Genomic DNA, 23,737 nt, shown 5'->3' on the forward strand with positions numbered 1-23,737 from the left:
GCGGCGTTTCAGTGGATGAGGCGCCGTGAATTTTCTCCTGGCTGGCTATGGATAAGATGTCAATGATGACTGTTTTCTTACATGAGTGACTTCTGGAACGCGCACTACATCTGGTTTGCGCAGGGCGTTGGCGTGCTGGCATTCTTTGTCGGCATTACCATGTTCTTCAACCGCAATGACCGCCGTTTTAAACAACAACTCTCTGCATACAGCGCCATTATCGGCGTGCACTTTCTGTTAATGGGGGCTAATCCGGCCGGAATGAGCGCCTTGCTCAACGCTGTCCGTACCCTGATTTCCCTGAAAACACGCAATCAGTGGGTGATGGTGATTTTTATCGCCCTGACGCTGATTTTCGGCATCGGTAAAGCCAAACACCTGATGGAGTTGTTGCCCGTCGCAGGCACGGTAGTCAGCACCTGGGCACTGTTTCGTACCAGTGGGCTGAAAACCCGATGCATCATGTGGTGTTCTACCTGTTGCTGGGTCATTCACAATGTCTGGCTCGGATCGATCGGCGGTTCGCTGATCGAAGGCAGCTTCCTGCTGATGAACGGCTACAACATCCTGCGTTTCCGCCATCTGCAACGCCAGGGCATTGATCCTTTTGCAGTGGAGACGGCGGTGGGGAAAAAACGCTGATCGCAACGGATGGCTAATCCAGTTTCAGCGGCGGTAATTGGCCGAAAATACTCAGCAGGCCTTCGCCCCAGCCCTTACTGATCATATCGAAATAGGGGTGCCCTTCAGTAATACGGTGCTGCTGCGCGCTACTGTAGCTGTCTGCCGGGTAGATCATCACATCCAGCGGTAAACCTACTGAAAGATTGCTGCGCAGGGTGGAATCCATTGAAATCAATGCGCACTGCATCGCCTGTTCCAGCGCGGTGTTGTAGTTCAGCACGCGGTCAATAATGGGTTTGCCGTACTTGCTTTCACCGATCTGAAAGTAGGGGGTGTCATGCGTTGCTTCGATAAAATTCCCCTGCGGATAAATATGGAACAGCCGCAATCCATCCCCCTGAATCTGACCGCCGAGCAGTAAATTGCAGCTGAAATCAGTCATGCCACCCTGATTGGCGCCGCTGTCGCGGGCTATCACCTCGCGTACCGTTTCTCCCAACAGGCTGGCGGCGTCATACATCGAGGTCGCATTCAGGAGATTCTCGCGCTCAGGATCCAGGCAGCGGCGGTGCAGCAGACTGATGATGCTCTGTGTGGTCGCCAGATTTCCGGCACTCTGAATCACCAGCATCCGTTCATCACTCTGATGAAAAACATGCAGTTTGCGGAAGGTGGAAATGTGGTCCACTCCGGCGTTGGTGCGCGAGTCCGAGACAAAAACCAGGCCAGAGGACAAGCGCATGGCCACACAGTAAGTCATAGCAATCTCTACCTTTTCAGAAAGTCAGGTTCATTGAGGAATATCGAGCATGTGAACCGCCGCGACGGTGTGCATATCTTCACACCCTCCGCCTAAGCGGATACCGCGAACCGGGCATGCATCAAGATAGTCGATACCGATAGCCAGTTTCAAATGCTGATTGGGCTGGCAGGTATTGTTGGTCACATCAAAGCTCTGCCAGCGGTCGTCAAGCCAGGCTTCGGCCCACGCATGCATGGCGACGTGCGCCGAATCTTCGCTGTAGAGATAACCGCTGACGTAGCGGGCCGGAATGCCCAGACTGCGGCAACAGGCCAGAAAAACATGGGTGTGATCCTGACAGACACCCTGTTGCGCGGAAAAGGCCTGCGACGCGCTATCTTTTACCGTGGTGGTGCCGGGGCTGTAGGGCATTTTTAGCAGCAGTTCACCCATTAACGTACACAGACTCTCATGCTGAGCCTGTGGGCGGTAATAGCGGCCGGCGAAGTCACGGATCGCGCCGTCCGCGTGGGTCAGCGGGCTGGTGCGCAGAAAAACCAGCGGCGACAGATGCCCGCAATGATCGTCTTCCACATTGTCTTCTATTTCCACCACGCCATTGGCTTCGATGGTGATCGCCTGATGAGGCTGATCCAACGTCAGGACATGGAGTACATTTCCGTAGGCATCCAGCGTGCGGGTGGCGTATTCGGGCAGGGTGAGATCCCAAGACAAAATTTTCTGATGGCTTGAATCCTGCGGAGTCAGGCGCAGATATTGCGTGCTGCGTTTGACCTGTTGCGCATAGGTGTAATGCGTCTGATGACTGACATTCAGTTTCATTATTGTGCCTCCAGATAAGTTTGATGAATGCTCTCTGCAATGGCGCTGGTTTTACCGAGGAACTGTGTCAGCCATTCCGTCAGTCCCTCTGCCATGATTTCATCCAGCGTGGTGAAGCGCAGTTCAGCATGCAGTGTGTGCACCCGGCGGCGCGGCAAATTGCCGGAAGTGCCGCCAATCAGTTCGAGCTGTTCGGCCATGATCTCTACGCAGGCCAGCAGGGAGCGCGGTAATTCACCCCGCAGGATCAACAGTTCAGCGATCGTCTCGCGGCTAATCTGCTGTTTGTACAGTGTATGGAACGCCTCGCGCGCACTGACTGCCCGCAGCAGAGTGTCCATCCGGTAGTATTCGCGCACCGGGTCTTCATCGGCATTGAGCAGCTGGTGGGTGACATCGAGCAATCGTGCGGTGCTGTCAGCCCGTTCAAGCATGGTGCCGAGACGAATGAAATTCAGCGCGTCGCTGCGCAGTAACGTGCCAAACATCGCGCCGCGAAACAGGTGTGAACGCTCTTTCACCCAGTCGAAAAAGGCGTCAGCACCCAACGACGCCACGCCCTGACGGCGGATCAATTTCATCTCAATCCACGAGGCGTTAATGCTCTCCCACACCTCAGACGACAAACTGCCGCGCACTGCGTGGGCATTATTCCACGCCATCTGCAGGCAACTGAAAATGCTGCTGTGGTTGATATTATCCAGGGCAAAAAAGTTGAGCAGATTGCTCATGGTGAGCTGAGGGTAATGCTCGCTGAACAGCGTCTGCGTGCCGGTCAGCGTCAGCGGAACCATCAAATCATTTTGATCGTCATTCCGTTGGGCGTGATCGCGGATCGACATCATCGACAGTTTGTTCGTGACGTCGAGCAGGCGGGCGATATTTTCGGCGCGTTCCAGATAACGTGCCATCCAGTACAATTCACTGGCGGTTCTGCTTAGCATACGTCGTCCTCCGCACTGTTTTTCTCTGCCGGTTCATCCTCTAACACCCAGGTGTCTTTGGTTCCACCGCCTTGTGATGAGTTAACCACCAGTGACCCCTCTTCAAGCGCCACGCGCGTCAAACCGCCGGGCACCAGGCGGATCTCTGCGCCGGTCAGCGCGAAAGGTCGTAGATCGATGTGGCGCGGTGCCAGACCGTTATCGACGAACGTCGGGCAGGTGGAGAGGGCCAGCGTCTCCTGAGCGATATAATTTTCAGGGCGCGCCCTGAGCAGATCGCGAAAACGGGCGATCTCCGCAAGACTGGCCGTCGGGCCAATCAACATGCCGTAGCCGCCCGCGCCGTGGACCTCTTTCACCACCATTTTTTCCAGATTCGCCAGTACAAAAGACAGCGCTTTTTTGTCACGACATTGCCAGGTTGGCACATTGTTGAGGATCGGTTCTTCGGAGAGATAAAAACGGATCATATCTGGCACGTAAGGGTAAATGGATTTGTCATCGGCCACGCCGGTGCCAATGGCATTGGCCAGCACCACGCCGCCAGCACGGTAGACCGACAGCAGACCCGGCACGCCGAGCATGGAGTCTGCGCGAAACGCCAGCGGATCAAGGAAAGCATCATCAAGCCGGCGATAAATCACATCGATTTTGCACGGACCGGACGTCGTGCGCATAAAGACCGCACCGTCTTTGACGTACAGATCAACGCTTTCTACCAGTTCGACGCCCATTTGCTGGGCGAGGAAACTGTGCTCGAAATAGGCGCTGTTAAAGCGTCCGGGGGTGAGTACGACGACGGTCGGATCATTGACCGGTGTGCTTTCGCGCAGAGTTTGTAACAGGTGGGAAGGGTAGCGGGAAACCGGCGCAATGCGCTGTTCGGCGAACAATTCAGGGTACAACCGCATCATCATTTTACGGTTTTCCATCATATACGACACACCGGACGGCGTGCGCAGGTTGTCTTCCAGAACGTAGTATTCGCCATCGCCACCGCGCACCATGTCAGTTCCGGCAATGTGCGCGTAGGTATCGCGGTGCAGGTCGATGCCCTGCATACACGGCTGATATTGATCATTCGCCAATACCTGTTCGGCGGGCACAATACCGGCCTTCAGGATGTTTTGATCGTGGTAAATATCATGCAGAAAAGCATTCAGTGCCTGTACGCGCTGACGGATCCCCAGATCCAGCATTTTCCACTCGTTAGCGGGAATAATACGCGGCACGCTGTCGAACGGAATGAGCCGCTCGGCCCCGTCATCTTCGCCATACACATTAAAGGTGATCCCCACCCGGTGAAACAGCAGCGCCGCTTCTTCTTTCTTGCGCTGAACGGCTTGTTGATCGGCCTTCTGTAACCACTGCCAGTAAGCCTCATAATGGCTGCGATGTTGCCCTTCAGCCATTAACATTTCATCAAAAAAGGGTGAATCGGAAAGGTCGATGTTGATCATATTCACCTCAATGACAGGTCGGGCCGTTGCATTTTTTCAGAGAATTTTTTTATGTGACAAAAGGAACACGCACAAAGTGTGCCAGCGTGCATAAACCGCAGAAAAGCGTCTGAAAATCAGCATTTACGCGCTATTTCGGTGCGCGATAGCCACGGGCTGCCTGAATTGAGGGCAAAAAGAGACGGTGTTTTTTGAGTATGGTCGCTGATGAAGCAATCACCAGCACAGGCGAAAGGGCATAAAAAAGGCCAGCCGGAGGGCTGACCTGATCACTGCGCTGTGTTGGAATTAACGACGTACAGCGATGGCTTCGATTTCGATTTTCACGTCTTTTGGCAGACGAGCGACTTCAACGCATGAACGTGCCGGGAACGGCGCGTTGTGCTCGGAGAAGAAGGCTTCGTAGGTGGCGTTAACGGTGGCGAAATCGTTAAGGTCTTTGACGAACACGGTGGTTTTTACGATGTCGGACACTTTCAGATTCGCGGCTTCAACAATCGCTTTGACGTTTTCCAGCGACTGACGTGCCTGAGCGGCGATATCGTCGGGCACGGTACCGGTTTTTGGATCCACCGGGATCTGCCCGGAGGTGATGATCATGCTGCCAAGATCCACACCCTGAACGTAAGGACCGATGGCTGCTGGTGCATTTTCAGTACTGATTTCGCGGGACATGTTGTCTCCTGATTTGAGTTGATGGATTTTAAAGCTGGCATCCAGTATACCCTAAATAATTCGGGTGATAGAGCGTCGCTAACGCACCTGCAACTTGAAGTATGACGGTGATACTCAGTCGTTATTCATCACCACCTGGTGCTCGAACTCTTTTTCACAATATTTGCATTGCAGATGCACGTTCCCCTGACGCTTTTTCACCGTAAAACTTGATGCCACCGGCTCCGAGCGGCTGATGCAATTGCTGTTCGGGCAGCGCAATACGCCTTCGATATGGTCAGGCAGCGTCGGCATCAACTTCTTCACCACTTCATAATTGTCAATGCGGTTGACCGTGGCGTTTGGTGCATAGACAGCCAGCTGGTTCACCTGTTGCTCGGTCAGGAACGTGTTCTCGATTTTGATCAGATCTTTGCGGCCAAGCTCGTTGGACGGCAGATTCAGGCCGATGGTGATGCGTTGATCGGTTTCGGTCAACTTAAACAGCGACAGCAATTTGAAGCCGATTTGTGCCGGAATATGGTCAATCACCGTGCCGCATTTGATGGCTTCAACCTGAAGTTTATTGTCGTGAGTCATTCTGTTTTCTCCTCAAGTTTAGTGGGCGGTATCGGCATTCAAAACCAGTGCCAGCAGGGCCTGACGGGCAAAAATCCCGTTTCCAGCTTGCTGGAAGTACCAGGCATAAGGGGTTTTATCGACGTCGGTGGTGATTTCGTCAATACGCGGCAACGGATGCAGCACTTTCAGGTGCGGCTGGGCACCGGCCAGGTCGGCGGCGCGCAGAACAAATTGCGCTTTGACGTTGGCGTATTCGGACGGATCCAGACGCTCTTTTTGCACGCGGGTCATGTAGAGAATATCCAGCTCGGGCACCACGTCGTCGATGCTTTCATGCAGGCTGTATTCAATGCCTTTCTCTTCCAGCAGGGAGAGGATATAGCCCGGCATGGCCAGTGCGTCGGGGGCGATAAAGTAGAAACGGTTGCCTTTGAATTTCGCCAGTGCCTGCGCCAGTGAGTGGACCGTGCGGCCATATTTCAGGTCACCGACCATGGCAATGTTGATGTTATCGAGGCGGCCCTGGGTTTCACGGATGGTGAACAGGTCGAGCAGGGTTTGCGTCGGGTGCTGGTTGGCACCATCACCGGCGTTCAGTACCGGAATGCCACCAGAGAACTCAGTCGCCAGACGCGCTGCGCCCTCCTGCGGGTGGCGCATGACAATGGCATCAACGTAAGTGCTAATCACCGAGATGGTGTCCGCCAGTGTTTCCCCTTTCTTGCCAAGCGAGGTGTTCGAACCATCGGCGAAACCTACCACAGACGCGCCAAGGCGGTGCATCGAGCTTTCAAACGACAGGCGTGTGCGGGTAGAGGCCTCAAAGAAACAGCTGGCGATCACTTTATGTTTCAACAGTTCAGGTTGCGGATTGGCTTTCAGACTGGCGGCGGTGTCGAGCACCAGCTCCAGCTCTTCACGGCTGAGATCGTTGATTGAGATAATGTGTTTTTGGTACAGCGGATTGGCCATTGTCACTTCCTCTACTTGTCTGCTTGGGCTATCGATTCTCAAATTTTGGACAAAAAAAAGCCCCTTTAAAAAGGGGCTTTCATCAGATCGGCAATGCAACGGAAGAACAACGGCAGCGGACTGCCTTCTGGCACAGTGTTTTGTGACTGTTTTTGAACACAGCAAACCTGTCGATTGTTCATGGGTTCTCCCGGCAAATTGTCGCGCATTATACGCCCGTGATTGACGACATCAAGTGGAAAAATCACACACAGGCAATCGATTGGCTTCCGGCCAGCACTGAGACAAAAACTGTTAACTGGATCAAGTGATGGTTTCTCCGGGTGCATTATCATGCGATAACATTGAAACGCGATTTCATTTTACTTCAGCGAAGGGAAAACCATGTTAACTGGAAATATTCATCAACTGCATCTGCTGCCTTATCTGCCTGCGGAACTGCGCGACGCCATCGAGTATGTGAAACAACACATCACGGCTGAAACGCCGCTCGGCAAACACGATATTCGTGGTAACGAGGCTTTTGTGCTGATCTCCAATGATTCTACCGAGCCGCAATCCGTGCGGCGGGCAGAGTTTCACGCCCGTTATTTGGATATTCAGATTGTCCTTAATGGCACCGAAGGCATGACGTTCAGTAATCTGCCTGCCGGTAAAGTGGATACCGACTGGCTGGCCGACAAAGACATCGCGTTTTTACCCGCCGGTGAGCAGGAAAAAACCATCGTCATGCACGCCGGTGACTTTGTGGTGTTCTATCCCGGCGAAGTGCATAAACCCCTATGTGCCGTGGGCGAACCGGCCAACGTGCGCAAAGCGGTAGTGAAAATGTTAGTTAACGCTTAAAGATTTTCATCCGCCAGCGGCGTAAGCGGCCGAGGCGTTCCGGGGCTTTGAGCTTGTGTTTAACCCATATCACCTGCCACGGTTGCAGACGCATCTGGCCGGTAAACGCTTCGCCGCCAATCAAATCTTTGCCCTCAACGGCCAGTTTCACCACCTGAGACTGGCCGCTGATATTGAAGACGCAAGTCACTCGGTCTTCGGTCTGCGGGTCATAACGCTCCATCGCAAACAGTGATTTCCCTAAATCAAATACCCGCTGACCGGCCTGTGGAGAAAACGCCGGGTGCGCACGGCGGTGCTTAACTAAATCACTCAATCCGCTAAAGACACGGGCGCGTAAGCTGTCGGATTTTTCCAGCTCGGCCTCCAGTTCGTCCAGCTTCAGTTTCTTACGGTTGATGCGGCGGTTAATCCCTGACTGGTGCATGCCGTCGAGATCGTTTTCGCTGCCCAGCAGGCTGTGGATATAAATTGCGGGCACGCCAACAAATGACAGCAACAGCGCCTGCGCGGCGAGGAATTTACGCGCCTTCAGTTCGACGTCATCTTCCTGCTCGGTCAGTGCGCTGAGGTAGTTAATATTCAGCTCATAGGGCGAATGCGTGCCGTCGCCGTTGTCTTTGTAGGAGACGCGGCCCTCTTTGCGCAGCGTTTCCTGCGCCATGTATTTGCGTTCATCGTCGTCGAGGAAGGTTTCGGTCGGGCGTAACCCGATGCCGTCATGGCTGGCCAGAAAATTGAAATAGGTGGTTTTTGGGTAACGCGCTTCGGCGTTCAGACTTTGTGCCCACTGAGTCAGCGTGGTGGTGTCCTGACGCAAAAAGGCATGTAGCGTGAGCGGCGGCAGCGGGAACTGGTACACCATATGCGCTTCATCGCCTTCACCAAAATAGCTGATATTTTCATGATGCGGCACGTTGGTTTCGGTGATCAACCGCGTGCCGGGGATCACTTCGTCGAGAATGGCGCGCCACACTTTGATGATGTTGTGTGCCTGAGGCAGGTGGATGCAGCGGGTGCCCGCTTCCTTCCAGATATAGCCAATCGCATCGAGGCGAATTGACTGCCCGCCGCTGGCCGCGTACTGCAACAGCAGGTCGATGCTCTCCAGCAATACCTGCGGATTCTTGAAGTTGATGTCCACCTGGTCTTCGCTGAAGGTGGTCCACAGATACAACTCGGTGCCATTGGCTTTGATAAAGGGCGTCAGCAGCGGTGAGGCACGCGGACGTACCACGCGGCTGTAGTCCAGCGCCGGGTTGGCGTCGATAAAGTAATCTTTGTAGTAAGGCTCGTCGTGCAAATAGCCTTTCATCCAGTCGCTGGAGCGCGAGATGTGGTTGATGACGCAGTCGAACATCAGATTGAAGTGAGACGAGAGTTGATGAATATCGGACCAGCCGCCCAGGTGTTCGTCAATGCGGCGGTAATCGATGACGCTGAAGCCGTCATCTGAGCTGTAGGGGTACATCGGCAGAATGTGAATGTCGCTGATCACTTCGCGTAAGTACTTGTCCGCGAAGTGATTAAGCGTCTTGAGTGGTGGCTGTTCACCTTGCGTAATATTATCGCCGTAGGTGATGAGATAGATATTGGTGCCATCCACCCACTCGGTGGTGCGGTGTTTACCGTAATTCCATTTCTCTGCCAGGTGGAGAATTTTTTTCAGCAGGTCAGCAATGTGTTCCTTGGGATAAATCCGGCTCAATAAACTTTCCAGCCTTAGAACGTATTCCAAATTCACTGATTTCATAAGCGGGCCCTTTTTCTTACTTCTCTGCCTGAAGGCGGCAAAAGAAGAAGTGCTTTCTAAAAAGGTTAGTTGAAAAAGTGGCATTTTGGCGGGGATATGACGTGAAAAACTGCAATGTTATGTAAAACGAGTGAGGATTATTACCGAAAAAAATGACCCGACGCGCGGTTAAAGCAGGGCGTCGGGTCAGGGGAGATCAGAGAGAGCCAAGTGTGGCGACCATCACGGCTTTAATGGTGTGCAGGCGGTTTTCTGCCTGATCAAACACCACGCTGTGCGGGGATTCGAACACTTCATCGGTCACTTCCATACCGCCATGCAGACCATACTCTTCGGCCATTTTTTTGCCGAGCGTGGTCTGGTCGTCATGGAAAGCGGGCAGGCAGTGCAGGAATTTCACCTGTGGATTACCCGTCAGGGCCAGCATCGCACTGTTCACCTGGTAAGCACGCAGTAAGCTGATACGCTCTTTCCAGGTCTCTTTCGGCTCGCCCATCGACACCCAGACGTCGGTGTAGAGGAAGTCAGCCTCTTTCACGCCGGTCGTAATATCTTCAGTCAGCAGGATATTGCCGCCATTCTCCTGAGCCAGATGTTGGCAGGTGGCAACCAGTTCGGCATCCGGCCAGCAGGCTGTCGGTGCCACGAGACGTAAATCCAGGCCGCACAGCGCCGCAGCCTCCAGCAGCGAATTCCCCATATTGTTACGCGCATCGCCCAGATAGGCGAGTTTCATGCCCTCAAGCGGCTGGCCAGGTAGCTGCTCTTGCATCGTCAGCAGGTCGGCCAGCAGCTGTGTTGGGTGGAATTCGTTGGTCAGGCCGTTCCAGACCGGCACGCCGGAGAATTCTGCCAGCATCTCGACCTTGTCCTGACCAAAACCGCGATATTGAATAGCGTCGTACATCCGCCCCAGCACGCGTGCGGTGTCTTTCATCGATTCTTTATGGCCGATCTGGCTACCGCTTGGGCCAAGGTAAGTGACCCTGGCACCTTGATCATAAGCGGCAACTTCGAAAGAGCATCGGGTACGGGTAGAGTCTTTTTCGAAGATGAGCGCGATGTTTTTCCCTTGCAGGTGGGCTTTCTCAGTGCCGTTTTTCTTTGCGGCTTTTAGCTCAGCGGAGAGCTGGAGAAGGGATGAAATGTCCGACGGGGTAAAATCCAGTAACCTGAGAAAATGACGTTTACTCAAAAGACTCATGGTGTTTCTCTCCAATGTTTTTGCATTTCAGAATACATTTTATGATGAATATAAATTCAATTTATATGTATGAATATGCAATTACAACCCCGAAATAAAAACTTTGTCGTTTATAGTGGAGGCTGGCCCTTCGCTGTGTGAAAATAGCGCCCAGATACGTCACATTGATTGAGGACAGAGGCATGGCAAATCGTGAATTGCTGGAAGAACAACGTGAAGAAACCCGCTTAATCATCGAAGAACTGCTGGAAGATGGCAGCGATCCTGACGCGCTTTACACTATCGAGCACCACTTATCTTCAGAGAATTTCGACGTTCTGGAGAAAGCGGCGGTTGAAGCTTTCAAATTGGGTTATGAAGTGACCGACGCGGAAGAGTTGGAAGTTGAAGATGGCACTACCGTGATGTGCTGCGACGTGATCAGCGAAATTGCGCTGAATGCCGAACAAATCGACGTACAGGTTGAGCAACTGATGAACCTGGCCGAAGCTCAGGGCGTCAACTACGACGGCTGGGGGACTTACTTCGAAGGTGACGACGAAGATGAAGACGGCGAAGAAGGCGATGAAGAAGAAGGCGATGTCATCGACGCAGATGATGACGGCAAACGTCATTAATCTTTGGGATAACGCCTTTTAGACTGTTCTTCAGGGCGTTATTGTCGCAGCCAGTTTGCGCCCGGCCAGCGCGGAGGAACCGCAGCGTACAGTCAGTACGTGAGGATTCTGAGCACTGCCCGGGGGCAAAATGGCAAGTAAAATAGCCCAGCCAATATTTACTTAGATATCTTCCCCGTTACTGCCAATCACTTTTTTATACCACTCAAAACTCTGCTTACGTGACCGCGCCATGGTGCCGGTGCCATCATCATTTTTATCCACGTGAATAAAGCCGTAGCGTTTGCTGTATTCGCCAGTGGTGAATGACACACAGTCAATACAGCCCCACGGGGTGTAACCCATCAGATCTACGCCGTCTTCAAACACCGCTTTCTTCATCTGTTCGATGTGGGCTTTGAGATAGGCGATGCGATAGTCATCGTGGATCATGCCATCAGGCCCGGCTTTATCGATGGCGCCGAAGCCGTTTTCAACGATAAATAATGGTTTCTGATAACGCTCGTACAGTACGCTGAGTGAATAACGCAGGCCCACCGGATCAATCTGCCAGCCCCAATCGGAAGCCTTAACGTGCGGGTTCGGTACACTGCCCGCAAAACCTGACAGCCCGTTGTCGTCGCCTGGATTATGGGCAGAGACCGCATTGCTCATGTAGTAGCTCAGGCCCATGTAGTCAGCACAGCCTTCGCGCAGGGCATTGAGATCGCCCGCTTCCATTTTGATATTGAAACCGCGGCGTTCCCACTCTTTGAGAATGTACGACGGGTAGTAACCGCGCATATGCACATCGCCGAACAGATAGCGTTCGCGCATTGACTCAACCGAGTACATTACGTCATCCGGGTGGCAGGAGAACGGATAGAGCGGCACCATGGCGATCATGCAACCTATCTGGAAGTCAGGATTAATGGTGTGACCGAGTTTGACGACTTTGGCGCTGGCCACAAACTGGTGGTGCAACACCTGATACATGGTCTCTTCCGGGTTTTCCTGCTCGGTAAATACCACGCCAGAGCAGCAGTAACCGAACAGCGGATAGTTCCAGTTGCGCTGGTTGTTGATCTCGTTGAAGGTCATCCAGTACTTCACTTTGCTCTTATAACGTTCGAGCACCACTTCGCTGAACTTCACAAAGAAATCGACCACTTTGCGGTTTTTCCAGCCGCCGTACTCTGTCACCAAATGCCACGGCATCTCGAAGTGTGACAGGGTGATCACCGGTTCGATGCCGTATTTCAGCAGTTCGTCGAACATGTCGTCGTAAAATTGCAGACCGGCTTCGTTGGGTTGCGATTCATCCCCTTTGGGGAAGATGCGCGTCCAGGCGATCGAGGTGCGGAAACATTTGAAACCCATCTCGGCAAACAGCGCGATGTCTTCCTTGTAGTGCGAATAGAAATCTACCGCTTCATGGTTCGGATAACGGTAACCCTCCTGCACGCCATCGGTCATCACACGGTCCACGCCGTGCGAACCGCCTGACAGCACATCGGCGATGCTCACGCCTTTGCCGCCTTTATTCCAGCCGCCTTCAACCTGGTGTGCAGCGACCGCGCCGCCCCATAAGAAATCCTTCGGTAACTGCTGACTATTATTCATCACTCAATCTCCCTAATTTTGGGTGGAAAACTTCCACCCAATGTACAAAATATTCATCAAGCCTGGTTCAGTTGTGCCTGGGGTGTTGATGGGGCGGCGGCTTTTGCGCTGGCTTTCGGTGCAGCTTCCACTTCATCGTTGAAGCCCACCAGATAGGTGAACACCGCGCCAAGCACGAACGCGACGGTTATCGACAGCAGGAAGCCGAGGAACTGGGTCATATGACCCTCTTTGAAGAACACCGGCAGAACCGCAATGCCCGGCAGGCAGTAGCTCCAGGAGACAGCATGGAATGAACCGGCAATGGCACCGCCAATCCCCCCCGCCGCGCAGCTGCACAGGAACGGTTTTTTCAACCGCAGCGCCACACCATAAATGGCGGGTTCTGTTATTCCAAACAGGCCGGTGATGCCCGCAGACAGCGAGATACCTTTCATGTCGCGGTTACGGGTTTTCAGGTAAACGCCGAACATGGTGCCGGTCATGGCGAAGACCGCTGAAGCCTGCAGGCCGGTGAAGGTGTCATAACCCAGCGTGGCGTAGTTGCCGACGGTAACCGGCGTAATGCCCCAGTGCACGCCGAGCGTAACCAGTGGTTGCCAGAATGCACCGACCACAAAGCCTGCGACGACCGGGCTGAGATTGTAGAGGGTGTTGTAAACGCCGCCGATAGCACCACCAATCAGGTTACCGACCGGGCCGAATACCAGCAGTGTGAGTGGCACCATGATGGCGATACAGAACATTGGGGTGAACAGATTGCGCACCACACCTGGCAGAATACGTTCGAAGAAGCGTTCAATGTAGGACATCGCCCAGACCATCAAAATGATCGGAATGACCGACGCGGTATAACTCAGGTATTGCACTGGAATGCCAAAGAAATCCAGCGTCGGCGACGAAAGCGGAATGCCAGCGATGTTATTGAGAATATGCGCGATCTGCGGGTTGCTCAGTGCTTCGTGCATCAATTGCTGCATCGCAGGGTCGGCCGAGTTGACGGTGGCAATCTTATTGGCCGTCAGCATATTCATGTAGTCAGGGCTTATCAGCGCGCAGGCACTGATCACCGCTGAAAACGGGTTAACGTTGAATTTTTTGGCGGCGGTGAACGCGACCAGTACCGGCAGGAAGGTGAAGCCGGTCCATGAAACGAAGTTCAGAATACGGTAAGTACCGCTGGCGGCATCCATCCAACCGATAGCGGCGAGGAAAGAGATGATGCCCTGTAAAATCCCGCAGGCGGCCAGCGGATAGAGGAAGGGGGCGAATATGCTGGAGATGATATCCATCAGGCGACTGACGATACCGACTTTGGGTGCGGCGACCGGCGCGTTTTCATCAAGGGTAATGATTTTCAGCACTTGCTTATAAGCATCGCTGACGTGATTCCCTATCACCACCTGCATCTGGCCGCCGGCTTCAATCACCGTGATCACACCTTTGACGCGTTTTAACTCTTCTTTTTCGACAGCACTATTATCTTTTAAAATAAAACGTAATCGGGTTGCACAATGTGTGACGCTAATCACGTTATTATCGCCGCCGATGTATTTCAAAATATCCTGAGCAGTCTGAGCGTAATCAATCGCCATTATAATTCTCCTGATACCCTTCGTGTTTGAAGCTGCAGCTTTAATTGCGCGGGTATGATTTTTATATAGAGGTAAGATTATTATTAATATTTTTTAGGCTTCGGGCGGGAGTGTAGCAAAAGGAGAAATGAAGTCACGATATAACAAAACACATTATTTGGTAGATGTCACATGTGTAAAACGCCCTGTTTTATTTAGGGCGGGGAACAATGCCGGATGTAATTAGCGTTGGAAGTTTTTTGCCGATGGTTTCGATAATATACAAAACGGGGATCTGCGTCGTAATATTATAGTGGCCTTCCAGCAAGATAGGCGGCATGTGGTAGGAGATGTTAAGGTCCGCCATGCGTGCCAGTGTCGAGTTTTCGCTGTTGGTCAGACTGATGATTTTGCAGTTTTGCAGGCTAAACTGGCTGGCAATGCGGATAATTTCTTCGGTTTCACCAGAAACTGAAAGAATAATGGCAATGGCATCCTGATACATATCGCTGTTAATTGGATAATAAGGGTCATCGATATAAGTGCTGAACTTGCCAATATTAGAGAAAAACCGTGCGCTGTATTTTCCCAATGCTCCGGAGGTGCCAATGCCGACGAATATAATACGACGCGTTGCGGCTATTTGCGTGGCAGCCAGATCTAACAGTTCATCGAATTCACTGTTATTAATGCTTTTAAAATAGCTGATGATCTCACTGATGCCAAATGAGACCGGAGGTTTCTCGTCATGTTCCAGATGTAATTTAAAACGAATTCTGAATTCCGAATAACCCTCACAATGCATTTTTTTGCAAAAACGCAATACGGTCGTGGTGGAAACACCGGCGACATCAGCGAGTTCACGGATCGTCATGTACATGACCTTATCCGTATTTTTAATGATGGTGTTGTAGACCATCAACTCTAATTCATTCAGCGTCGAAATTTCTTTATAAGTGAACATGCTGATGCCTGAACCTTTCATTAACTGTGTTAATCATTATAGGTGTTTCAGCATGGTGACTTCGCAATCAGTATGACCGGTGCTACCGAGTGCGCTATCAATATGGGCAAAGCCTAAACGCTCATACAAAGCGACCGCCTGCGTCAGGCTGGCCGTAGTTTCTAAATAACAGCGTGAAAAAGCCTGCGTGCGGGCGAACTCCATCGCTTGCAAAGCCAGTTTTTTGGCCAAACCCTGGCCGCGTAATGAAGGAAGAAAATACATCTTCTGTAATTCGCACAAATCCGCTTCTGCGCCGCTTAAGGGTGCCACGCCGCCGCCGCCTGCAATTTGCCCATCGAGTTCTACCACCCAGTAGGCAGAGCGTGGCTGGCTGTAAGTCTCGTAGAGATGGTCGAGATTCGGGTCAGCTACCGTATAGCCTTTATCAGCCGTCAGGCCGAACTCAGCGGACACATGGCGGATGACGTTAGCAATGGCGGCATTATCTTCTGCCCGGATAGGGCGCACCAGCAGTCTCAGGGGCGTTGCGGTAGACATATTGCTCACTCGTTTTTTTATAGGCTTAACAAGGTTCAGTCCGACTTAATACCATCTAAAGGCGCGCAGATGCAACGCTCCCCGCACATCCCCTCGTTTTTAGCCTTGTAATGAGAATCTTTTTCATCTGAATTGTAAATAATTCATTGCCTGAATGTATACGTGCATGATTAAATCTTCAACGTTCCACTGGGTACTTATCCTCTCTTTTTTTGAAGAGAGAGGGTTTCTTATTGCTTTCAGGACGAAAGATAAAAATGTCTGATAATAAACAACTTAACGAGTCATACCATGCGGTTCGTTTTCATGGCAGGGGTGGGGAATATTTCGCGATTTGGTTAGTCAATGCCTTACTGACCATTATCACATTAGGTATTTACTCCGCATGGGCGACGGTGAGACGACGTCGTTATTTCCTGGGAAATACTGAGATTAATGGCGATCGTTTCGATTATCACGCGAAGCCAATGCAAATATTGAAAGGGCGTTTGCTGGTCGTGGCCGGAATCATCGTGTTTTATATTCTGGTGGCTCTCATGCCGCAATTGGCACTGGTCTTTGTACTGGCGTTTCTGGCACTGTTGCCGTGGGTCATTATCCGCAGCTGGCGCTATAACGCCATCATGACCAGCTACCGTGGCGTGCGTTTTAACTATCACTGCAAAGTGGGGCGCGCCTACTGGACTATGTATCTGTGCCCGATTTTGCTGATACTGGCGCTCTATTTGCCGGTTGCCATCATCATTATGGCCGTCGTGCAGACCGGCAGTATTACTGCGATGTTGCTGTCCGCGCTGATTGTCGTTGTGGGTCTGATATTAGGTGTTGCTGCTGTGCAAGGTATTATCAGCGCCATGCAGCACGATTTGTACGTGAATAATATGTTCTTCGGCAATGCGCCATTCCAGGCGTCATTAAAGAAAAAAGCCTTTATTAAATTCAGTCTGCTCGGTCTATTGCTGTTTGTACCTTTCCTGATTGCAGCGTTCTGGCTGATGGGCTCATTTATCGTGACCCTTTATCAGATTGCTATGATGGGGGATATCTCCACTGATACTACCAACGCCATTATGATGAGTTATTTCTTTAGATTCTTTATGTCGATGGTCATTATCTTCGTGGGTGCATTGGTGGTAGCCAGTTATCAGGTGGTGGCGATCCGTAATTACGTCTTTAACCAGACTAAAATTGACGGCCACGTGCAGCTGCATTCATCGATGAAAACCCTGTCGTATCTCGGTCTGCTGTTCACCAACACGCTGATTGTGATCTTCTCGCTGGGTCTGGCGACGCCGGTGGCGCATGTGCGTTATGCGCGTTATATCGCTAATTGCACGGCGGTTGAGGGTGACCTTTCCCTGCTGAACGTGCAGGCGCACCATGACACCGCCAATACGGCAGTGGCGGAAGAAGTGGCGCAGGCGTTTGATCTTGGTGTCGGGATCTAATGCATGACGCTTGAAGGCTTTTATCAGCCTCCCGGACGGGCAGCTCGCGAGGCTGCCCGTCTCTTTTTAGGCGATGAACAACGCCTGACGCTGTCCGCGCAGGACGTCACGCAGACGTTCACCTTGTCTGAGATCTCGGTATCCGATGCGCTCGGTACCATTCCCCTGTTTCTCCTTTTTCCCGACGGCGGCCGTTTCGTGCCAGCCGACGACCCGGCTTTCCGCCACTGGTATCAGCAGCGGCGCAAACCCGGTCTGGTTTACCGCATGGAGAGCCACAAACGCGGCGTGATGGCCACCCTGCTGGCGACCTGTCTGCTGATTGTGTTCTACGTCTACGGTTTGCTGCCGTGGGCCAGTAACGCCATTGCGCTGCGCATACCGACCTCCGTCGAGCAAAGCGTGGGGCGTCATACTATGACGCTACTACAGGCCAGCGATTTTAAACCGACGGCGCTGCCCGTGGCGCGACAAAAGCAAGTCGACGTCTTGTTCCAGCAAGTATTGCCTGATCTGCTGCGTGAGGGCCGTACGCCGGTTACCCTCAGGCTGATGAACATTCCTGATGTCGCCAACGCTTTTATGCTGACCGACGGCACGCTGGTGCTCAGCGACAAGCTGGTGGCACTCAGCCCCAGCGATGACGCGCTGGCGGCGGTGATGCTGCATGAGATGGCCCATCACGTTTACCGTCACCCGATGCGTATGCTGGTGCGCTCCTCGCTGGTGTCGCTCAGCCTGTTGTGGATGACCGGCGACGTCAGCGGTGTAGGCGATACGTTGTTACAGACGGCTTCTCTGGCTAACGAGTTGCAGTTCTCGCGCGGGATGGAGCAGGAGGCCGATGACTGGGCGATTATCGAAATGAAACGTCAGGGACGTTCACTGACGCAGATGGCCGGGATGTTCCGGCTGTTAGCGGCGGAGTCAAAAGATGAGCAGGGCAGCGGTTTGCCTGACTGGTTAAGTACGCACCCGGCCATGCAGTCGCGCATCGAACATATCGAAGCGGCGGCGCAATAAAAAAGGCCGCTTTCGCGGCCTTTTCTTTACGACTTTCTTTTCACCAAACCTTACAGCGCAGCGATGGTGGCTTTCTGTTCTGCAATCTTGATTTTGGCTTCGCCACAGGCTGCCAGACGGTCGCGCTCTTTAGCGACAACGGCTTGCGGCGCACGCGCCACAAAACCTTCGTTAGACAGCTTGCCTTCGATAGACGCAATCTCACCGTCCAGTTTCGCCATCTCTTTGTCCAGACGCGCCAGTTCAGCGTCTTTATCAATCAGACCGGCCATTGGGATCAGCAGCTCAGCACCTTCCACCAGTTTGGTGACAGAGACCGGGCCTTTGTCGCCCGCAGGCAGAATGGTGATGGACTCCAGACGGGCCAGCGAGGAGATAAAGTTCAGGTTCTGTTCCACACGACGCTGTGCTTCTGCGCTTGCGCCACGCAGCAGCAGTTCCAGCGGTTTGCCCGGTGACAGGTTCATCTCGGCGCGTACGTTACGGATGGCAATGATCGCCTGCTTAATCCACTCGAGATCGGCCAGTGCCAGTTCATCGGCTTTCGCCGCGTCAAATTCCGGGAAAGGTTGCAGCATGATCGTTTCAGCGGTAATGCCTTTCAGGGTTTTCACGCGCTGCCAGATGGTTTCTGTGATGAACGGGATGATCGGGTGCGCAAGACGCAACAGACCTTCCAGCACTTCTACCAGCGTATGACGGGTGCCGCGCAGTTGTGCTTCGCTGCCGCCGGTCATGACCGGTTTAGTCAGTTCCAGATACCAGTCGCAGAACTGGTTCCAGGTGAATTCATACAGAATGCTGGCAGCCAGATCGAAGCGGTAGGTGTCCATCGCGTCGCGGTAAGCTTTCACTGTGCGGTTATATTCCGCGAGGATCCAGCGGTCAGCCAGTGACAGCTCAAGTTCGCCGCCGTTCAGGCCACAATCCTGATCTTCGGTGTTCATCAGTACGAAGCGGCTGGCGTTCCACAGCTTGTTACAGAAGTTGCGGTAGCCTTCAAGACGCTTCATATCCCAGTTGATGTCGCGACCGGTTGAGGCCAGCGCGGCCAGCGTAAAGCGCAGGGCGTCGGTGCCGTGCGGTTCGATGCCGTTCGGGAATTGCTTCTCGGTGCGCTTGCGGATTTTCTCTGCCAGCTGCGGCTGCATCATGTTGCCGGTACGTTTTTCCAGCAGATCTTCCAGCGAGATACCGTCGATCATATCCAGTGGATCGATGACGTTACCTTTCGACTTAGACATCTTCTGCCCTTCGTCGTCGCGGATAAGACCGGTCATGTAAACGGTGTTGAACGGAACCTGCGGTTTACCGTTTTCGTCTTTCACGAAGTGCATGGTCATCATGATCATGCGTGCGATCCAGAAGAAGATGATGTCGAAGCCGCTGACCACCACACTTGAAGGGTGGAAGGCTTTGAGATCAGGCGTCTGCTCTGGCCAGCCCAGCGTGGAGAAGGTCCACAGGCCGGAGGAGAACCAGGTGTCGAGCACGTCTTCGTCCTGCGTCAGCACCACGTCTGCGCCCAGGTTGTGTTCGCTGCGCACTTCCGCTTCGTCACGGCCGACGAACACGTTGCCTTCGGCGTCATACCACGCCGGAATGCGATGTCCCCACCACAGCTGACGGGAAATACACCAGTCCTGAATGTCGCGCATCCAGCTGAAGTACATGTTTTCGTACTGTTTCGGGACGAACTGAATCTCGCCCGTTTCCACGGCTTCCACCGCGACTTTCGCCAGCGGGGCAGTGCGCACGTACCACTGGTCGGTCAGCATCGGTTCGATAACCACGCCGCCACGGTCGCCGTAAGGCACGGTCAGGTCGTGAGGTTTGATCTCTTCCAGCAGGCCCATTTCGTCGAAAGCGGCCACCACGGCTTTACGCGCCGCAAAGCGCTCAAGCCCACGGAACTGCTCAGGAATATCGTTGCTGCGTGTGTCGCTCTCTTCGCCGTTGGTGTCGAAAATCTCGGCGGTCTGGCGGATATCGCCATCGAAAGTCAGAATGTTGATCATCGGCAGGCCGTGACGTTTACCGACTTCATAGTCGTTAAAGTCGTGCGCTGGCGTGATCTTCACGCAGCCGGTGCCTTTTTCCATGTCGGCGTGTTCGTCGCCGAGAATCGGAATGCGGCGGCCAACCAGCGGCAGGATAATCTCTTTGCCGATCAAATCTTTGTAACGCGGATCTTCCGGGTTAACCGCTACGCCGGTATCACCGAGTACGGTTTCAGGGCGGGTGGTGGCGACCACCAGATAATCTTTGCCTTCGGCGGTTTTCGCGCCGTCAGCCAGCGGATAACGCAGGTGCCACATGAATCCTTTGGACTCGCGATTTTCCACTTCAAGGTCGGAGATCGCGGTGCGCAGTTTTGGATCCCAGTTCACCAGGCGTTTGCCACGGTAAATCAGATCTTCTTTGTACAGGCGTACAAACACTTCACGCACGGCGTTGGACAGGCCTTCATCCATGGTGAAGCGCTCGCGCTCCCAGTCCACAGAGTCGCCGAGGCGGCGCATCTGGCGGGTGATAGTGCCGCCGGATTCTGCTTTCCATTCCCAAATTTTTTCGATAAACGCGTCGCGGCCATAGTCGTGACGGGTTTTGCCTTCTTCGGCGGCCATTTTGCGCTCAACCACCATCTGCGTGGCGATACCGGCGTGGTCGGTCCCCGCCTGCCACAGGGTATTTTTACCCTGCATGCGCTGATAGCGGATCATGGCGTCCATGATGGTTTGCTGGAAAGCGTGACCCATATGCAAGCTACCGGTGACGTTCGGCGGCGGGATCATGATGGCAAAGCTTTCTTTACTGGTATCACCATGGGGCTTGAAGTAGCCCTGTTCTTCCCAGTGCTCGTAAAGCGGTTGCTCGATGTCTTGCGGGTTATATGTCTTATCCATTTCGCTTTCGTTTTTTAGTCGGTCGATGTAGTGACAGACGGCGGCGTGGCCGTGGTCAACGTAAAACCGACGCTGCGATAAGCTTTGTAGCGATCGCGCGCCAGCTGTTTAAGGGAATCTTCGTAAGGGACGAAGTCTACCACTTCATGGAAAGCAGTAGCAAAATCTGCAAACTGAGGCAGCAGATTGATCAGCAAATCACGCGGCGCATTGCCACGTTTGCCAGGCCAGCACAGCTCAACCGGCGCGCCGAACTTCGGCCCTTCGCCTGCTAAATTGTGCGGGACGAACTGACTGGGGTCACGCTGCCACAAGGCTTCGTCCAGACGCTCTGCCTGCTGCTGATCTTCACAGGCCAGCAACACGCGTTTCCCTGCACGACAACGCTCGGCGGCAATCTGGCAGGCCAGCGCTTCGTGAGAAGTCAGGGTTCCGTCCGGGTCGGGCGCATCGATAAGGAAAAAGGTGGCTTGTTTCATCAGTTATCCAGTGCATTTATCCAGAATGAAACAGGCCGGAGTTAACCGGCCCTGAGTGTTACAGATTGTAGATTAGGCCAATTGTCGCAGCCAGTTTGGGCACGGACAGCGCACAGGAACCGTAGTACGTGACGGTGACGAGCACTGCCCTGGCTCAAAATGGCAAGTAAAATGGCTTAATCGTCGCCGTCGAGACCTGCGCGGTTGAGCAGGAACTGCGCCAGAAGAGCGACCGGGCGACCGGTTGCGCCTTTGTTTTTTCCTGAACGCCATGCCGTACCAGCGATGTCCAGATGTGCCCAGCTGTATTTGCGGGTAAAGCGCGACAGGAAGCAGCCGGCGGTGATAGCACCACCCGGACGGCCACCGATGTTCGCCATATCCGCAAAGTTGGAATCCAGCTGTTCCTGATATTCATCAGCCAGCGGCAGACGCCATGCGCGGTCACCGGACTGCTCGGATGCGCCGATCAGTTCGTGGGCCAGCGGATTGTGGTTCGACAGCAAACCGGTGATGTGATGGCCGAGGGCAATCACGCAGGCACCGGTCAGCGTGGCGACGTCAATCACCAGCTCAGGGTCAAAACGCTCGACGTAGGTCAGGGCATCACACAGCACCAGACGGCCTTCGGCATCGGTATTGAGCACTTCAACGGTCTGGCCGGACATGGTGGTCAGAATGTCGCCCGGACGGAACGCCTGGCCGCCAGGCATGTTTTCACAGCCCGCCAGCACGCCGATGACGTTGAGCGGCAGGTTCAGCTCGGCGACGACGCGCATCGCGCCATACACTGCGGCTGCACCGCACATGTCGTACTTCATTTCGTCCATATCAGCCGCAGGCTTAATGGAAATACCGCCGGAATCGAAGGTTAAACCTTTGCCGACGAGCACGATAGGCTTAGCGTCCGGGTTAGGATTACCTTTATATTCCATCACTGACATCAATGATTCGTTCTTTGAACCCTGACCGACCGCCAGATAGGCGTTCATGCCCAGCTCTTTCATCTGCTGTTCGCCGATGACGCGGGTGGTGATGTTGGTGCTGTAGGCATCCGCCAGTTGACGGGCCTGCGAGGCCAGATAGGCCGCGTTACAGATGTTTGGCGGCATATTGCCAAGATCTTTCGCCGCTTTAATACCGGCAGACACCGCCAGACCGTGCTGAATAGCACGTTCACCGCTGGTCAGTTCGCGGCGCGTTGGCACGTTGAACACCATTTTACGCAGCGGACGGCGTGGTTCGACTTTATTGCTCTTCAACTGATCGAAGGTATAAAGCGACTCTTTTGAGGTTTCGACAGCCTGACGTACTTTCCAGTAGGTGTTACGCCCTTTAACGTGCAACTCGGTCAGGAAGCAAACGGCTTCCATTGAACCGGTGTCGTTCAGGGTATTAATGGTTTTCTGAATCACCTGTTTGTACTGGCGCTCATCGAGTTCACGTTCTTTCCCGCACCCGATAAGAAGGATGCGTTCGGAAAGAATATTCGGAACGTGGTGCAGCAACAGGGTTTGGCCCACTTTGCCTTCAAGTTCACCACGGCGGAGCAGGGCGCTGATGTAACCATCACTGATTTTGTCGAGTTGTTCGGCAATCGGTGACAGGCGGCGAGGTTCAAAAACGCCGACTACAATACAGGCACTGCGCTGTTTTTCCGGGCTACCACTTTTTACGCTGAACTCCATGCACTCTCCTGAATCTTAAAGACAACGGCGGGGGCTGCGGCTAGAATGAATCGCCGGTGACATCTCCCGTCATTGTGTTAACGACCTGTGTTAACCTGAACGGCGTTAGTTTTTATTTTGGCGGCTATAAGTATCTTCCTATAGGACACCCCAATTCTCGGTGTTTTAATACTATTTTAGTGTGAAGGTTGCCATATGATGAGAATAAATGACGGATTAGCGATGAAACTATCGATTTTCCTGCAAAAAGACAAGTTTTCACAGGCGTATTA

21 protein-coding genes are annotated in these 23,737 nt (G+C 53.2%); 5 read left to right on the forward strand and 16 right to left on the reverse strand.

Annotated features, from left to right (window positions below):
* Window positions 1-81: 81 nt before the first annotated feature.
* The gene (locus EAH77_RS10705; protein WP_140472475.1) at window positions 82-642 is read left to right on the forward strand and encodes a YgjV family protein; all 561 of its coding nucleotides are present in this window, start codon (window positions 82-84) and stop codon (window positions 640-642) included.
* A 13-nt stretch (window positions 643-655) separates the two neighbouring features.
* On the opposite strand, the gene EAH77_RS10710 is transcribed toward EAH77_RS10705, so the two are convergent.
* The 7 genes from EAH77_RS10710 to pyrB form a co-directional block, all read right to left on the reverse strand.
* On the reverse strand, window positions 656-1,384 hold the full coding sequence (locus EAH77_RS10710) for a proteasome-type protease (RefSeq protein ID WP_140472476.1): 729 nt from the start codon (window positions 1,382-1,384) through the stop codon (window positions 656-658).
* 30 nt (window positions 1,385-1,414) lie between these two features.
* Window positions 1,415-2,209 carry a transglutaminase family protein gene (locus EAH77_RS10715; RefSeq protein WP_140472478.1) on the reverse strand — a complete coding sequence of 265 codons (795 nt, stop codon included), beginning with the start codon at window positions 2,207-2,209 and terminating at the stop codon, window positions 1,415-1,417.
* Window positions 2,209-3,153, reverse strand: coding sequence for an alpha-E domain-containing protein (locus tag EAH77_RS10720; protein ID WP_140472480.1), 945 nt, complete (start codon window positions 3,151-3,153; stop codon window positions 2,209-2,211). The genes EAH77_RS10715 and EAH77_RS10720 overlap by 1 nt, the downstream gene beginning before the upstream one ends.
* Window positions 3,147-4,613 (reverse strand): circularly permuted type 2 ATP-grasp protein, encoded by a 1,467-nt coding sequence (locus tag EAH77_RS10725; protein WP_140472481.1) that lies wholly within the window; start codon window positions 4,611-4,613, stop codon window positions 3,147-3,149. The genes EAH77_RS10720 and EAH77_RS10725 overlap by 7 nt, the downstream gene beginning before the upstream one ends.
* 288 nt (window positions 4,614-4,901) lie before the next feature.
* Entirely contained in the window at window positions 4,902-5,288 is a 387-nt protein-coding gene (gene ridA, locus EAH77_RS10730) for a 2-iminobutanoate/2-iminopropanoate deaminase (RefSeq protein WP_140472483.1), read from the reverse strand.
* Window positions 5,289-5,402: 114 nt separating this feature from the next.
* Window positions 5,403-5,867: an aspartate carbamoyltransferase regulatory subunit gene (gene pyrI / locus EAH77_RS10735; RefSeq protein WP_140472485.1), complete on the reverse strand. Its 465-nt coding sequence runs from the start codon at window positions 5,865-5,867 to the stop codon at window positions 5,403-5,405.
* An 18-nt stretch (window positions 5,868-5,885) separates the two neighbouring features.
* On the reverse strand, window positions 5,886-6,821 hold the full coding sequence (gene pyrB / locus EAH77_RS10740) for an aspartate carbamoyltransferase (RefSeq protein WP_140472487.1): 936 nt from the start codon (window positions 6,819-6,821) through the stop codon (window positions 5,886-5,888).
* A gap of 384 nt (window positions 6,822-7,205) precedes the next feature.
* Here pyrB and EAH77_RS10745 point away from each other — a divergent pair, with 384 nt between their 5' ends.
* The gene (locus tag EAH77_RS10745; RefSeq protein WP_140472489.1) at window positions 7,206-7,667 is read left to right on the forward strand and encodes a YhcH/YjgK/YiaL family protein; all 462 of its coding nucleotides are present in this window, start codon (window positions 7,206-7,208) and stop codon (window positions 7,665-7,667) included.
* Here EAH77_RS10745 and EAH77_RS10750 read toward each other — a convergent pair.
* Together EAH77_RS10750 and argF are read right to left on the reverse strand one after the other, a co-directional pair.
* The gene (locus EAH77_RS10750) at window positions 7,657-9,420 is read right to left on the reverse strand and encodes an alpha-amylase family glycosyl hydrolase (RefSeq protein ID WP_140472490.1); all 1,764 of its coding nucleotides are present in this window, start codon (window positions 9,418-9,420) and stop codon (window positions 7,657-7,659) included. The two genes, EAH77_RS10745 and EAH77_RS10750, sit on opposite strands and share 11 nt — an antisense overlap.
* A 196-nt stretch (window positions 9,421-9,616) precedes the next feature.
* Window positions 9,617-10,624: an ornithine carbamoyltransferase gene (gene argF / locus EAH77_RS10755; protein WP_140472492.1), complete on the reverse strand. Its 1,008-nt coding sequence runs from the start codon at window positions 10,622-10,624 to the stop codon at window positions 9,617-9,619.
* 182 nt (window positions 10,625-10,806) lie between these two features.
* Here argF and rraB point away from each other — a divergent pair, with 182 nt between their 5' ends.
* A complete protein-coding gene (gene rraB / locus EAH77_RS10760) occupies window positions 10,807-11,241 on the forward strand; it encodes a ribonuclease E inhibitor RraB (RefSeq protein WP_140472493.1) in 435 nt (144 codons plus the stop codon).
* Window positions 11,242-11,403: 162 nt separating this feature from the next.
* On the opposite strand, the gene EAH77_RS10765 is transcribed toward rraB, so the two are convergent.
* The 4 genes from EAH77_RS10765 to EAH77_RS10780 form a co-directional block, all read right to left on the reverse strand.
* Entirely contained in the window at window positions 11,404-12,843 is a 1,440-nt protein-coding gene (locus EAH77_RS10765) for a 6-phospho-beta-glucosidase (protein ID WP_140472495.1), read from the reverse strand.
* 56 nt (window positions 12,844-12,899) lie between these two features.
* Window positions 12,900-14,438 carry a PTS transporter subunit EIIC gene (locus EAH77_RS10770; protein WP_140472496.1) on the reverse strand — a complete coding sequence of 513 codons (1,539 nt, stop codon included), beginning with the start codon at window positions 14,436-14,438 and terminating at the stop codon, window positions 12,900-12,902.
* A 190-nt stretch (window positions 14,439-14,628) separates the two neighbouring features.
* A complete protein-coding gene (locus EAH77_RS10775; RefSeq protein WP_140472498.1) occupies window positions 14,629-15,381 on the reverse strand; it encodes a MurR/RpiR family transcriptional regulator in 753 nt (250 codons plus the stop codon).
* Between the two features lie 36 nt (window positions 15,382-15,417).
* Entirely contained in the window at window positions 15,418-15,921 is a 504-nt protein-coding gene (locus tag EAH77_RS10780) for a GNAT family N-acetyltransferase (RefSeq protein WP_140472500.1), read from the reverse strand.
* A gap of 257 nt (window positions 15,922-16,178) precedes the next feature.
* On the opposite strand from EAH77_RS10780, the gene EAH77_RS10785 reads away from it, so the two are divergent.
* Window positions 16,179-17,369, forward strand: a complete 1,191-nt coding sequence (locus EAH77_RS10785) for a YjgN family protein (protein WP_140472502.1) — start codon at window positions 16,179-16,181, stop codon at window positions 17,367-17,369.
* Between the two features lie 3 nt (window positions 17,370-17,372).
* Complete coding sequence (locus EAH77_RS10790; RefSeq protein ID WP_140472504.1) at window positions 17,373-18,392, forward strand: M48 family metallopeptidase; 1,020 nt, start codon at window positions 17,373-17,375, stop codon at window positions 18,390-18,392.
* Window positions 18,393-18,442: 50 nt separating this feature from the next.
* Here EAH77_RS10790 and EAH77_RS10795 read toward each other — a convergent pair whose 3' ends face one another.
* The 3 genes from EAH77_RS10795 to pepA form a co-directional block, all read right to left on the reverse strand.
* A complete protein-coding gene (locus tag EAH77_RS10795) occupies window positions 18,443-21,298 on the reverse strand; it encodes a valine--tRNA ligase (protein WP_140472505.1) in 2,856 nt (951 codons plus the stop codon).
* A 14-nt stretch (window positions 21,299-21,312) separates the two neighbouring features.
* Window positions 21,313-21,777: a DNA polymerase III subunit chi gene (locus EAH77_RS10800; protein ID WP_140472507.1), complete on the reverse strand. Its 465-nt coding sequence runs from the start codon at window positions 21,775-21,777 to the stop codon at window positions 21,313-21,315.
* Between the two features lie 176 nt (window positions 21,778-21,953).
* Window positions 21,954-23,465: a leucyl aminopeptidase gene (gene pepA, locus EAH77_RS10805; protein WP_140472509.1), complete on the reverse strand. Its 1,512-nt coding sequence runs from the start codon at window positions 23,463-23,465 to the stop codon at window positions 21,954-21,956.
* Between the last annotated feature and the right edge of the window lie 272 nt (window positions 23,466-23,737).

Origin of the sequence: Ewingella americana (assembly GCF_006438725.1) — a bacterium.
GTDB lineage: Bacteria > Pseudomonadota > Gammaproteobacteria > Enterobacterales > Enterobacteriaceae > Ewingella > Ewingella americana_A.